The following is a 13,939-nucleotide window of genomic DNA, read 5'->3' as shown; positions in this document are numbered from 1 at the left end:
ATTAGTTTTAGTAGCTATCGGTTTGATTTATTACTTTTTTATCTATCGTTAGGAGAATGAAAATGAAATTAATAGTAAAAAAAAGGTTGAATGGCGTCTATCTTGATAAAAACAAACATACAGCACAACAAGCCATCGAGAAACTAACGCCACCAAAGAAAATTATTTTACCAATGTCTATGCATCTTGGAAAACCTGCTAAAGTCGTTGTTGAAGTAGGCGATAAAGTGGCAATTGGGACACTCATCGGAGAAAAAGATGGACCAATATCTGCCAATGTACATAGTTCAGTGGCAGGAGTCGTAAAAAAAATCGAGAACCGCATGGTCAATCATCGGTCGACTGAAGTGGTCATTATAGAAAATGACTTTTCTGACCGTATGGAATTATTACATACAAAAAACAAAGTTTTACATAATATCGTCGCGAATGCAGGAATTGTAGGGATGGGAGGCGCTGGTTTTCCAACTGACTTAAAGCTACTACCTAAAGAAGAACAAAAGATCCATACCTTGATCATTAACGCAGCAGAATGTGAACCATCCATTACTAGTGATAGAAGATTATTGATTGAAGATACTGAACAAATGATTTTGGATACTTATCAAATCCCCAAAGCAAGGATTGCGATCGAAAAATCATCTGTACAAGTGATTGAACATTTACATAAACATCTGATTGATCCAAGAATCCAGTTACATATTCTAGGGAATCTATATCCTCAAGGTGCGGAAAAATTAGTGATCAAGCATGTATTATCTCAAGAAATACCTAAAAGCAAGCTCCCTTTTGATGTCGGAGTGATCACCTTGAATGTAGCGACGATACATAGTATTCTTAGTGCTGCGTTGAAGCAGGTCGCATCCTTCGAACGGGTAGTAACAGTTTCAGGTACACCGATCAAAGAAGGAAAAAATCTACGAGTACGAATTGGCACACCAGTAGAGGAATTGATTGATGCTTGTGGTGGATTTGTGTCGTCACCTCTTAAGGTATTGAATGGTGGACCGATGATGGGGAAACTTATCCAATCATTAGATGAACCAGTCACAAAAACGACTAATTTGATTTTAGCATTGTCTGCAGCAGAGGCAATGATCCCCAAGGAACAAAAGTGTATCAAATGTAGCGAGTGTGTGAATGCGTGCCCAATCGGTCTACATCCGATCTTGATCAGTCAAGCGTACCGTCATCAGGATCTTCAGACAGCCGAACAGTTAGGCGCGTTGAATTGTTTAGAATGTGGTGCTTGTTCATTTATCTGTCCTTCAAAAATCAATTTATTAAAAGATATCAGAGCAGTAAAAAATCAGATCATGGAGGCAAAAGGATGAGTACGAAATATCTAGGAAACGGAACGATCAATGGTCCGCATATCCGTAATGATTGGACAAGCCAATGGAAAATGAAACAAGTATTGATTGCCCTTATATTTCCAACGATTGGTGCTACTTACTTTTTTGGTTGGCGTTCGTTAGTGATGATCATTACCAGTATCCTCACATGTGTATTACTTGAAGGGGTTATCCAAAAAGTAAGTAAACAACCGATCACGGTCAATGATTTGACTGCTGTGATCACAGGTTGGCTGTTAGCTTTGACATTACCTACTAGTGCACCATTATGGACAGTGCTTGTCGGAGACTTTATTGCTATCGTCCTTGTAAAGCATCTAGGAGGCGGGTTAGGAAGGAACTGGATCAATCCCGCAGTAGCAGCACGAGTCCTTCTAAAGCTCTTTTTATCTCCTTGGATCACCAATTGGATCGCACCAGGACCAGATGTGATCACTACTGTGACGCCACTTGTGGCACTTGCTCATTTTTCTCGAGAAATCAGCGCGACCACACCTGAATGGTGGAAACTTTTCTTAGGGATTGATCTAGGCGGTCCAATGGGGGAAACAAGTAAACTGCTCTTATTGATTGCAGGGGGCTATTTGATCGTGCGAAAAATCATCCATCCATTCGTTCCTCTGTTGACCCTAAGCTCTTTCTATCTAGCGATTTTAATTTATAGTGGGTTTAATTTTAGCTTTGCTACAGCTCATTTGCTTAGTGGAGCATTGATCATGGCAGCTGTTTTCATGGTAACAGACTATACGACTTCACCTGCAACCGATAAAGGGAAGTATTATTTCGCTATCGGCTGTGGTTTACTATGTGCTGTTTTAAGAATCGTCTTAGATTTGCCAGGGGGGATCGGCGTAGCGATTGTTGTCATGAATCTAGCGGTACCATTCATTGATCAGTGGACGATGCATCGGGTGTATAGTGAAAAAGAGTTTAAGATAACCCCGATGATTGATAAAGAAAATAGAAAAGGATTATCAAGTTTCAAGTGATAATTTATAAGGAATAGGACTGTTACCCGACTAGAGAAATTTAGTCGGGTCTTTTTAGGTAAAACTGTTGCTCAACTATTTTTTTTGTGAAAGAACTCAATAATTTCACCTGTGAATGAAATTATTGAGTGCCAAACTATTTATTTATCTGCTAATCTACAAATGGATATCGTTCGTTATTTTATAGTGTCTTAAAACAAAAGGTACCTAACATCAAAAATAAAAGAATACTTCCTGTTTAGAACGATAGCCAATCACAGCTAAAAAGAATGGAGAGACAAATGAACAAACGACAACTAAAAATGATGTTATGTTTTCTGGTTCTGTTTGTAATAAGCATACCAGCAAATATAAACGCAGAAGCAACGAATGAGTTAGAGGGCCAAAAAACTTTTTCGGCTCAGCACACCGAATGGTTAGATGCAACAGATGCGACGATTTTTGGAGAGCACGCGCTGCGACGTGAGAGTTTAGAAGATCAGTCAAATCAATTACAAGCGATTATTGATCATGCCAATTCTTTAACAAAACAGTTATATATTCCAGCTGGTACGTATATTATCAACAAAAATGTAGTGTTAAGAAGCGGTCTTAAGATCAAAGGAGAAGAAGAGAATCCAACGATACTGAAAAATGAAACAGGACAAAACGTTTATTTGTCAGATGAAAATTACCAGACAAGCTACAATATTGAGATTCATTCATTGTTTTTCGATGGAGTAGGAATTTTTACACGTTTAGCAAATAACATTACCATCAATGATAATGTGTTTTATCATCCTGTCTCTTTATATCCGATCAACCTACAGACATCCAATGGGGCAACTATGCAAAATAATATATTTATGAGAGATCATGAACATGCCACGCCAGATACAGAAAATCGGGCAATCTATATTGGTGGTTTTTCGACGGTTGGAAGATATGAGTATATGGAAAATGTACAGATTACAGATAATCTATTTGGATTACGGATCAATGAGTTAGAAGCAATCAAGAGCTTTAGCAATCCTGAGATTATCAAAACCATCAATCGTCTACAATCTGCATTGGAGTCTGAGCAAATGTCTCTTGAACATAACGAACAAAACTATCTTTCTTGTGGTGTCAATTCATATAGTAATTCGAAGAATGTTTTGATAAAAAATAATTTCTTCCAGCAGATGTACGAGAACGAGGATCGATATGGTGTGGTAGGTGATCATGCCATCTATCTAAGAGGATCACAGAATGTACAGGTTGTAGGCAATCACGTTCGTGGATTGCACAATGGACCTTATGGTGGATTTAAATTCAAATCAGGACGTAACATCACGATCATGAATAATTATCTACGTAATACCGGTATTATCATGTATGAAACACCAGAATTTGGATTAGGAGATAGTTTTGCTCAAGGTCAAGTAGCTGAGTTATCGAATTGGTTCGTAGCAAATAACGTGTTTGATTTTAAAGAGTGGCAGGATAAATACGCGATTGGGATAGAGTATAATCGGCATACTGGAAAGGACAACGTATACAATGGGGTATTTATTGATAATAAATTTATCAATTATCACAATATTCCAGCCAACCGCCGGAGAGAGCTATTGATCATGAATCAAGCTTCTGAAGGTTTTAAAGGAGAGTCAACATATGTTTCTGGCAATACACGTGATGACACATCTGATCGTCAATTAAATGTTGAGTATTGGACCTCAGCAGAGTATGACAAAATGCCAAAGGATTGGAGAAGTTTGATCGATTCTACAATGTATGATCAATATAAAGAAACGCAAATACCAATACAAGATGCATTTCCTGTTGGTCGGACGGTTGAGATTATTTTAGGTGAATCTTATGATCCATTTGATTTTGTTGAGCAAACCCATATAGAAGAAAACGATCGTCCTGAAATCACTATTTTGAATCCTGAAGTTCTATCAAAAGTTGGTCAACATAAGCTAGAGCTAATGCTTTCATATCCAAATGGACGAACAGTGCGTGTGGTTTCAAATGTGACAGTCATGTTTCAATAATATAAAAAGTTCAAGCGATTCAAAAACCAGTTGAAACTTCTTGGCATATCATTTTCTAGCCAAAGTCGAAAGAGTTAGAAATATTTTCGCTCGATAAAGATTTACAAGTAGTCATTTTATCAGAAATACCAAGTTTTTACCGCTTAATTTTCGATTGAAAAGGCGGTGTTAATGAGCTTGGCTAAATAGGTGATTTCGACAAAAGAACAGATGCATGAAATTACTTATATCTCTTCTATTTTTTCGCACCAAAAAACAAGGTTGGTTGAACATTCCTTCTTTTTATAGACATAGTATAAAGACGGAGGATGTTCAACTGATTTTTATTTTGCCTAAGTAGTTTATCAATCAGTTAAATAAAAATACACTTATAAAGTGAAAAGGAAAAGGTACAAGAAATGTAAAATAAAAGTATTGTGGATTTAGTAGAGATTGTCATAGCGAAAGAATTTTATGCTGGAATGAAATATGTAACAGATGAAGCGAATAAAAGACAGAAAGGATTAGTTGGTTAGGGTAAAATGGATTGGATACTGAAGTCATCCAAGAAATATGTGTATGGCTTTTTTTGTTTTGCTGATTTTATCATACTTGATTGAGATAAATTTAACGTTTATGCGTTCAAAATAAGTTTTTATGATTAGTTTGAATAATAACTATGTTATTAGGTTATATTAAACGTGTGGTTTAAAGGTTTATGATTTTTTGTATATTATGTAAAAAAAGTTCTAAAGATTAATAATTTTTTTGTAATTAAAATTTTCTTGGTACTACTATGAACTATGGTAAAGAGAATTATTGCAGAAGGTATAGCTAGAATCGTCAGAAAAATAATAGTTATCTTTTGGAATAAGCCTTTAACAGTACATATTGAAAAGGATGTAGGTAGGTTAAATTGATATATTTCGCGATCCGAATAGGCTTATGTTTCTTAAGTCTGTTGTGTTTTAGTATAGGCATTAGCTTTTTATGGAGAATAAAAAAATTAGTACGACAAAACCTTGGGAAAAGTTTGTCAAGATCAGATTATATGAAAACACAAGATTATTTAACAAAATATAGGTTTTATGTTTATATAGTTTTTTTTACATTAGCATTTATCTTAATACTAATACGTTTTAATTAGTATTTAATTGATATTATTTCTCTTTGATTACAATTTATATTCAGCATAAAGTGTATTATGTTTATTTTCATAAATAATCGGTTGTAAGCCCGATTATTTATGAAAAAGAGAGTATAAAATTTTTACGGTAGGATAGAATTATTATGATAGAAAAGATTCTGATAAGGAACATCGTATCTAGAAATATTTTTTATAATTGTTAATTCGTCGAAATCTAATTGTTTTAGCATAAGAATATCTAAGATACATTGTAATTTTAGAGTTACATATATAATTCTATTGGATTGGTAATGGCTAATTCATATTTACTTACTGAATCTCCGTGGGTAAGATAATTTCTTGTGAATCTGTAAATATTTTTAAATATCTATAATTTAGTTTTCGTCCCAAAAAAAATTGAATAAAAATTATTGATTTTAAGTAAACTATCTTTAAAATCTTTAAAAAGGAAGTAGACTGTCGTTTAAAACTTTTATTTCAAAATTTTTTTAGAGAAATTTCAAATTTTGTAAATCCATCAATATGTCTCCTTGATAGTATAGCTCTTTTAGAAAATTCCATTGTATCAACCTCTATTAGAAATGAGCTTTCAATTGATTTTAGATTTTCCTTACCATAGTTTACAGATTCAGAATTTTCTGCTTTATTTATAGATATTGTGATTGGAGAACTTTGATTCCATCTTTCATATGAGTCAAAGGAAAAAGTGGATTTTATGATATTTAAATTATCAATTAATGCAATTGGTTGGGATGAAATAAATAAGGAATTAACCAGGTAGTCTGATACATCTAGACCAGGTATGTTACTAGTTTGTATAATAATAATGAAATCCTTTAAATATACATATTTACCATTTTCAGAAAAACCATAGATTATTCTATCGTCAATTATATTTTGCTGATCAAAGAAGTCTGCAAAACTATTCATTAACTTTAGTCTAAATTTTTGCGATAGTACCATCATCTTTTAATTGATAACTAGTAACCACTTGGCGACTCAGTCCCATTCCTGTTCCAGTAAATATATACAGATTAATTGATTTATTTACTGGTTGTTGTGCCATCAAAAGCTCTGAGTTCTTTTTAAAACGTTCTAAATCTTGTTCACTCTCTAAATAATTATTAGTAATGCTTAGACTATAGAAGTTATCTCCTGTTTTAGTTAACTCAATTTCAGCTTTGTCAGTATTATCAGAAAAATAAGGTGATAAACTCAATTCTGCAACCATAGAGGCATCCTGCAAAGCTTTAGTTTCGTTGCCTTGAGTAGCATTAATCATACCTTGAATATCCATTTTTCCAGGATGCCATTCACTTGCAGGATATTCTTTTAATAATGATTCAGAAGTTGGTTCACTGCTTGATATTTTTGTTTGTTCAACCGTACTACTCGTTGTAGAACTAACTTTTTTTGTGGTTGGCTCGGTACTTTGATTAGAACAACCAGCAAATAAAGTAATCGTTGATACAAGTAATAACAACCAAATATTTTTTTCATTATTTCACTCTCCTCAAATTATATAATAACATGGTTTGAATATATTGTATCTAAATATTCCATGACGATAAGTATGCGCAACAGAAAAGTATTGTATTATGAAATTTGAACAACTTGGAAAACCAATCAAATTTGGCGAATATATGGGTCGTTACAAAGAAATGATCCAGCATGTGTTATGTGAATTGTCTTTTGTAGATTTTGATTCAGAAAAAATAAAAGCATTATTAAGAGCAAAAATACGTAAGGCAGAAACTACTTTTTATATCTTTTATGATCAACATCGCAGAGAGCCTGATTATGCTTTTTTGCAGAGGAAAATTATGTAGTGCGAGCCACTTTCACAACCCAATTTTGTTAATCAACAAAGGTTCAAGGCCACAGAAAATATAAAATTTGGTTAAGAGACATTACCTATATCACTCTGAAAGAAGGAACGCTTTATTTATCTATATTTATTGATATCTGTACGAGAAAAATTGTTGGGTGGTCTATGTCACCTAGAATGAAAGGTCAATTAGTTGTGGACTCTTTTCTTCAAGCATTTGGAAAAGAGCAGCCTGGACCAGGGGTTATTATTCACACTGATTAAGGCTCACAATAAACAAGCGCTAAATTCCAATCGGTGTTAAGAAAAAAAGAAGCACGCTCTAGTATGAGCCGAAAAGGAAACCCTTATGATAATGCCTTAATGGAATCTTTTTACAAAACGATAAAAAGAGAGCTGATCAATGATGCTCAATTTAGAGATATTGATCAGGCTCAAATGGAGATATTTAAATAGATTGAAACTTACTATAACACGAAACGCATACATTCTAGAACGTGTAGGGCACGCCAACATGAGAACCACACTGGAAATTTACAAACAAGTCTCCAATACAACTAAAGAAAAACTGATCCAAGAAACCGATTCTTGGATTTTTTAGTGGATTTGTTTGTTAAATACGTTTAGTATGCGTATATAAGAGGTCGTGAAAGTGCCGGTTAGCTCCGATGACAATAAGAAAGCAATTTTTAAAACAGCTTTTCATGTTTTGAAAATTGCTGGCTTATTTCAAGGAGTTGGCACTTGAACACCGTTTAAAGAGTGGTCGAAAAGCGGTACGACTTTTTGACGTAAGGAGAAAGAAAATCAAATGAAAGAAACAAACAAATCCGCAGAACATAAGGTTTCTGCTTATATCCATATTCCATTTTGCGAACATATCTGTTATTACTGTGACTTAAATGTTAATATGGTTAAAATGACCGTTATATTTTTTATATAAATATCGTATAATTAGTATGAATATAGAAGAAGGAAAGAAGGTGCAATCTTGGAATCTAAAGACCAGTATTTAGATTACGCTAGGGTCAATAAAGATAAATTTATTGAAACAATTATCAAGGGGAAAATCCCTGACGATGAAAAAGACGCGGTATTCATGGCCGGAAGCCCAGGAGCAGGTAAAACAGAGGTTGCACTAGGTTTAGCTGAAAATTATGACAACCATGTTGTGATTGATGCGGACTATTTTAGAACACAATTTCCAGAATACAATGGAAAGAACTCAAGTGTTTTTCAGAAAGCTTCTTCTTGGTTAGTTGAACAATCATTAAAATATGTACTGGAACATGGCTATTCTTTCATATTAGATGCTACTTTTGCTATCCTTAGTGCAGAGAAAAACATTATTCGAGCCCTTAAAAATAACTTTCGCGTTACGATTTTCTATGTTTACCAAGATCCCAAAGTTGCCTGGGATTTCACTCGAAAACGTGAATTAGCTGAGGGACGTCATGTGCCAAAAGAAACGTTTATAAATGCGTTTTTTAAGTCAAGAGAGAATATTGAAAAAGTCAAAGATAGACATCCTGAAGTAGTCCTTCACATAATGATTAAGGATTATCAAAATAATATTTCTGAAGTACACTATGCAGCAGATAATATTCAATTAGTACTACCCATACAATATACTTCAAAAGAGTTGGAGGAGGAATTACATGACTGAGAAAGAACAAGTACAACAAATCGTGAAGAAGTATAATAAAAGTATCGCTGATTTGTCAGAAAACGCCTCAGCGAAAGAATTTAAAACAGTAATGAAGTACGTAGCAGATGAAGCAAATCGTAAACAGCGAAAATTAGTGGGGTTGGATAAGTAAATTTTTCTAGCTACTCTAGACCAAAATTTTATATTCACATTTTAAAATAGAATCAAGAAATGCACGAGACTCACTGAAGTAGGAACGCTACTATAGAAGTGAATGATCTTGTGCATTTTTGTTGAGTTTTACTTGTAGTAGAACTCATCTGAAATCAGAGCTTAGGATAATTTGCATTATGTAAACTAAAAAAATAGTAATAAATGTACGAGGATATTAGTAGTTTAAATTTATAAGTAAACTTCAAATTAAAAAAATTTGTCGAAGTTATAAGGATTATTATACTTGCATTCAGGCCATGTCATTGAAATGTTATTCTGGTAAAAATAAATATTAAGTTCGATGTTAAAGAAATTAATGATGTCAGAGAATAAAAATTTTAAAAATACAGTAACATATGATCTAGAATTTAAATAAGACACAAGCCATAAGTTGGCTCATGTCTTGTGTCTTAAATTGTATATTATTAAGTGTATGGTAATACAATTAGCTATCATCTTAATACGTTAATTATTTCCTTTGCAATAGCCTTGGCTAGAAGAGGTGGTACAGCATTTCCAACTTGTGTATATTGTGGTGTTTCAATCCTTCTAAATTTGGCGCCAGTGGTTCGTTTGCCATAAAAAATAAAACTATCATCAAATGATTGAAGTCTAGCGAGTTCTCTGACTGAAAAAATCCTATTGTCAAAGGGAGAAATGATATCGTCAGGTAAAGTTACAATGGTATTACTAGGGCTATCTTTTTTTAATTTATTTCTAGAATTTTTTTTAGTTAATAATATGTCTAAATCATTTTCAGAAAATCGTTTGTTTTTAAAAATGTTAATAGCGGAGGTTCTGGAATGTGTTGTTTTTGAAAGAAAATATTCTAATAAGTGAGGATATCGTTCTAAATCTAGACCAGACTGTATTATTTTTTTTCTAACCATAGCAATTGATTCCCCCTCATTTAATAACGAGAATCGTTCTTTGATATATGGATGATGAGAAGTTTTTTCGTTATTATAGATTTTTTCCTCTGCAATTGGTTTACCTGTAATTATATGTGGTGTGCGTCCATACTTTGAAGCTAATTGAAATGGATTAATATTATTAATATTTGCCAAGTCACCTAAAGCTTCAAGTGTTGTAATTTTATTTTCAACGTGAGTAGGTAAAGGATAATTAGGCTTTTTTGCTCTTTTTTTATAAGCTATAAGTATAAATCTCTTTCTATTTTGGGGAACTCCAAAGTCAGAAGCATTTAAAATTTTATAATCTAAAGAGTCATAGCCAATTTTTCTTAATTCATTAACTATGATGTCTAAAGCATGAGCTTTATCGTAAACTTTTTGATCAAATAAACTTTTGTAATTAGAAAATTTAATATCTGTTATCCCTGTTACGTTCTCAAAAACTACATATTTTGGTTTCACTTCTGATATAATTCTTAAATATTCTCTAAACAAGGTGTTTCTTGTATCGTTTTCTCTTTGTTTTCCTGCTCTACTAAAACCTTGACAAGGAGGGCCTCCAAAGATAGCATCAATCTTTATATTTTTATTATCTATCAAAGGTAATTTAGATATTTTTTTTAAAATATCTAAACCAGAGATAGTTCGTATATCTTTGACTTCTAAAATAGTATTTTGCCCGTCTATCAATCCTAATTGTTCATGTCGTTTTTGATAGGTCAATGCAGCATCTTTGCTTATTTCATTTGAATAGATAATATGAAATCCGGCTTGTAATATACCTTCACTCATGCCTCCGGCGCCGGCAAATAAATCTATAGCTAAGGGTTTTACTTTATTCATGATCAAGCTCCTAAACTGTTCTAATGATGTATAAGGATAAAACAAATTATATCCTTTGTCCAGGAGATAATCAAAGAGATTCTTTTATTATAGAATCAAGATGTCTATTTCGAATTTCTCTCTGTTTCTTATCCATGTTACTATTTCTTGCAGCGTTGATAAATTCTTCAGGTAGATTTTCGCAAAAAGTAGCTAAATTTGCATTTAATTTTTCAATAGATATGTTAAATAAAAGCTTATAGTTAAGCAATAATGCAGTAAATAAAGAAAAAGCGTTACTTCTAATATAAAGATATTTTCTTTTCTTGTACCCATTTACTTCAGGTATTTGTAGTTTGCTAAAAATATCCATTGCCTTATGGAATTTTGCTAAAATAAGATTCTTATTTTTACTTACATCACTCGTAAGCCTATCAATCTCTTCATCACTAAGTACACGGCCATGGAAAGCATTATTTACAAGAATACCAATCATATCAATTGCGTCTTTACTATTATTATTTCTACGAATTTCATTTGAACTATATATTTCTCTACTGAGGAAAAAATCAGCAAAATTGAAAAAATCTTGTGCACAGGCCCAATCTTTAAATTCATCAGTAATAAAAGGGTTTTCCCTCATATTATTAATGATTTCTTTTTGCTCTTCTGAAATTTCTTCGGAATTATCTTGTTTTTTTGGATCGGTTTCGTTTATATTATTTTTTTGTCCAAAAGTTATATCATTACTGATTAAGCGTGCTAATAAAACAAATTCATTATCTGAAAATTTTGAAATAGTTTTTTCTGTTTCAGTTAACTCATAAGTCCCTATGTTTAATCTTCTAAAAATTTCAGCTATCTCATCTGATTGTTGGTCCGGATTATACTTAAGTTTTACTACTCCAATAGCATACGTTGAAATCCTTGTCTTAGTTTCGTTATCTAAATCTTTATAGAATTTATCTTCAACCTTAAATTTATTTTTTAAAAATCTTTCTATAGTTCTCAGTCTTTGTTGTCCATCTATAACATGTGTATACCTAACATGTGTATCAAGATCTATACTTCCATCTGCAAGGAATATTTCTGGACAGGGCAAACCTAATAATATTGTTTTTATAAATTCTACTTGATGCTTAGGTTCCCATACGAATTTTCTTTGATAATAAGGATCGTAAATTATTTCTTTACGTTGCATTTTATTATACAATTCACCGATTGCTTCGGACTTTATCTCAAATTTTTCATTTAATTCCATTTTGTACCTCCTCGATATTTTGGAAAGTTTCGATTTGTTTTTTTAGTCTTTTAATAAAGAAAGTTTCATTTAAATATATGGCTCCAGAAATCTTTAAATCATGTTCGCTAGATAAGTCAGAAAAAAAACGTACCCATTTTTCCCTAGTAACTTCGCAACCAATGGAATCGGGTCTGATAAAACCTGAAGGTATATTTTTTTTAAAATATTGCGATAAATGAGCGTTTTTAAAAGCTGTATTATCTGAATAATTCTCAGTTCTAATAACAGTTTTTTCTAAAATATCTATAAAAATTGAATCATTGATGATTGCTATATCAATATCTGATGGTGCTGTTGAATCATAAAATTTTACTGTACCTTTTTTATCTTTATCTATAAAGCTAAAACCAGTATGACTTGAACCAATAACTTTTATATCATGATAGGGAATATTTAAAGTAATACTTATTTGGCTTGTAATTTTGTGTAACAAATCTACATTAACTTTCAAACTAGGATATAAGAAAAATAGTTTCTGAATGAACTCATCTGTAGAGTATTTTTCTGGCTCGCCTTTTAAAAAATTTAGACAAAGTTCATAATAATCTTGTGTCAATGGAATACCTCCGTGTGTACTGTTAGAATAATTACATGACTGCTATTTCTGCTGGCAAATAGCAGTCTAGATACCAAGGTAAGCCGTAATAATCCAATATTTCGTACTTGCTAGGTAAATGTAACTCTTTATGGCTACCATCAATGATTAAATTAGTAGCAAAATAATTTGCTTCTTTTTCTACTTTCATTTCAGAAATGATAGATGTGGATGAAAGTTGGGGTGTATTTTCATTTGGATGAAAAATACAATGACCCAGCTCATGGCAGCAAATATAAAGTTTCATATCATTAGGTAGAGAAGTATTTATATGGATAAATTGGATTCTTTTTATACGATTATAATAGCCAAAAATTTCACCAAGTTCTTCCTCGATAACGATAATTTTTTTATCCCTAGCAATCTTGAAGGGATTTCTTGTTTCATGAACATGAATGAGCGAGTTTATTTTTTTATGGATATGTGGAATAAACATAGTTCACCTTAGTTAATTTCTATATTTTTTTGGAGTAAATCGTTTTTTAGCTTCTATTTTTGCTATTCTAAGCGAGTTCTCTAAAGAAGCAATAAGTAATTCATGGGTCTCTCTGTCAATATCAGATGCTTCTTTTGAGTATGCAAAAGCATCAGCATTTTTTAAATCAGCAATCATGTTTTCTATTTCTGTAGCGATATCTTTCTCGTCTTTTTTAGTTAAATCATAATAATGACGTTTCTCACTCCGACCTAGCAAATAATCTGTAGAAACATTGTATAAAGAAGCTATCTTAGTAAGCATTTCATTATCAGGTTCTCTAGTACCATATTCCCAGTTAGCATAAGTTCCCAAATTATTCAGGTTTAATTGCTTAGCTACATAAGTTTTTGTCCACTCTTTTTCTTCTCTCAGAAGAGTTAATCTTTCAGCTAGTTTTTCCAATGTAAAATCCTCCCCCTAATTCTCATTATAAACGTTTTGAATATAAAATATAAAAAGTTAAACAAAAAGTGTTGACAATGCTTATTAAAGGTTGTATTCTAATTACAAGTTAAACAAAATGTTTAACTGAAAAAGAATAAACAAAAAAGCGTTCACGAGAAGAAAATAAATTTCTGTTCCGCAAACACTTAAGATAAAACCTAGACAATTTTATTTTAAGCGATTTGACGGAATAATACAAGAAGGAT

At 32.3% G+C, this 13,939-nt stretch carries 13 protein-coding genes and 1 pseudogene; 7 read left to right on the top strand and 7 right to left on the bottom strand.

The features are described 5' to 3' along the window. Positions 1–62 precede the first annotated feature (62 nt). The 3 genes from rsxC to HZ311_RS01530 all read left to right on the top strand — a co-directional run bounded on the left by rsxC (position 63) and on the right by HZ311_RS01530 (position 4,362). Positions 63–1,334, top strand: a complete 1,272-nt coding sequence (rsxC, locus tag HZ311_RS01540) for an electron transport complex subunit RsxC (protein ID WP_178946443.1) — start codon at positions 63–65, stop codon at positions 1,332–1,334. Then, a complete protein-coding gene (locus HZ311_RS01535; RefSeq protein WP_010735208.1) occupies positions 1,331–2,344 on the top strand; it encodes an RnfABCDGE type electron transport complex subunit D in 1,014 nt (337 codons plus the stop codon). Before rsxC ends, HZ311_RS01535 begins: the two co-directional genes overlap by 4 nt. A 281-nt stretch (positions 2,345–2,625) precedes the next feature. Beyond that, entirely contained in the window at positions 2,626–4,362 is a 1,737-nt protein-coding gene (locus tag HZ311_RS01530) for a glycosyl hydrolase family 28-related protein (RefSeq protein WP_178946442.1), read from the top strand. 1,603 nt (positions 4,363–5,965) lie between these two features. Here the strand turns inward: HZ311_RS01530 and HZ311_RS01525 are convergent. Together HZ311_RS01525 and HZ311_RS01520 are read right to left on the bottom strand one after the other, a co-directional pair. Next, the gene (locus HZ311_RS01525; protein ID WP_010735211.1) at positions 5,966–6,418 is read right to left on the bottom strand and encodes a hypothetical protein; all 453 of its coding nucleotides are present in this window, start codon (positions 6,416–6,418) and stop codon (positions 5,966–5,968) included. 10 nt (positions 6,419–6,428) lie between these two features. After that, complete coding sequence (locus HZ311_RS01520; RefSeq protein ID WP_041684224.1) at positions 6,429–6,971, bottom strand: hypothetical protein; 543 nt, start codon at positions 6,969–6,971, stop codon at positions 6,429–6,431. Between the two features lie 115 nt (positions 6,972–7,086). Here HZ311_RS01520 and HZ311_RS01515 point away from each other — a divergent pair, with 115 nt between their 5' ends. The 4 genes and pseudogenes from HZ311_RS01515 (at position 7,087) to HZ311_RS01495 (ending at position 9,136) form a co-directional block, all read left to right on the top strand. Next, the gene (locus tag HZ311_RS01515; protein ID WP_023519833.1) at positions 7,087–7,317 is read left to right on the top strand and encodes a hypothetical protein; all 231 of its coding nucleotides are present in this window, start codon (positions 7,087–7,089) and stop codon (positions 7,315–7,317) included. Positions 7,318–7,326: 9 nt separating this feature from the next. Beyond that, positions 7,327–7,769, top strand: a pseudogene (locus HZ311_RS15705) (IS3 family transposase); the annotation flags it as partial. Positions 7,770–8,307: 538 nt separating this feature from the next. After that, positions 8,308–8,982, top strand: a complete 675-nt coding sequence (locus HZ311_RS01500) for a zeta toxin family protein (protein WP_178946441.1) — start codon at positions 8,308–8,310, stop codon at positions 8,980–8,982. Next, positions 8,975–9,136 (top strand): hypothetical protein, encoded by a 162-nt coding sequence (locus tag HZ311_RS01495; RefSeq protein WP_002294460.1) that lies wholly within the window; start codon positions 8,975–8,977, stop codon positions 9,134–9,136. The genes HZ311_RS01500 and HZ311_RS01495 overlap by 8 nt, the downstream gene beginning before the upstream one ends. Before the next feature lie 493 nt (positions 9,137–9,629). Here HZ311_RS01495 and HZ311_RS01490 read toward each other — a convergent pair whose 3' ends face one another. The 5 genes from HZ311_RS01490 to HZ311_RS01470 all read right to left on the bottom strand — a co-directional run bounded on the left by HZ311_RS01490 (position 9,630) and on the right by HZ311_RS01470 (position 13,691). Further along, a complete protein-coding gene (locus HZ311_RS01490) occupies positions 9,630–10,934 on the bottom strand; it encodes a DNA cytosine methyltransferase (protein WP_178946440.1) in 1,305 nt (434 codons plus the stop codon). A 70-nt stretch (positions 10,935–11,004) separates the two neighbouring features. Beyond that, positions 11,005–12,174 carry a DUF262 domain-containing protein gene (locus tag HZ311_RS01485; protein WP_178946439.1) on the bottom strand — a complete coding sequence of 390 codons (1,170 nt, stop codon included), beginning with the start codon at positions 12,172–12,174 and terminating at the stop codon, positions 11,005–11,007. Then, positions 12,161–12,772, bottom strand: coding sequence for a hypothetical protein (locus tag HZ311_RS01480; RefSeq protein WP_178946438.1), 612 nt, complete (start codon positions 12,770–12,772; stop codon positions 12,161–12,163). Before HZ311_RS01480 ends, HZ311_RS01485 begins: the two co-directional genes overlap by 14 nt. A gap of 31 nt (positions 12,773–12,803) precedes the next feature. Then, a complete protein-coding gene (locus HZ311_RS01475) occupies positions 12,804–13,247 on the bottom strand; it encodes an ImmA/IrrE family metallo-endopeptidase (RefSeq protein ID WP_178946437.1) in 444 nt (147 codons plus the stop codon). A gap of 12 nt (positions 13,248–13,259) precedes the next feature. Beyond that, positions 13,260–13,691 (bottom strand): helix-turn-helix domain-containing protein, encoded by a 432-nt coding sequence (locus tag HZ311_RS01470; protein WP_178946436.1) that lies wholly within the window; start codon positions 13,689–13,691, stop codon positions 13,260–13,262. Between the last annotated feature and the right edge of the window lie 248 nt (positions 13,692–13,939).

Origin of the sequence: Enterococcus mundtii, from assembly GCF_013394305.1 — a bacterium.
Taxonomy (GTDB): domain Bacteria; phylum Bacillota; class Bacilli; order Lactobacillales; family Enterococcaceae; genus Enterococcus_B; species Enterococcus_B pernyi.
Note: the sequence above shows the minus strand (reverse complement) of the source record. Positions and strands in the feature narration are given on the sequence as shown.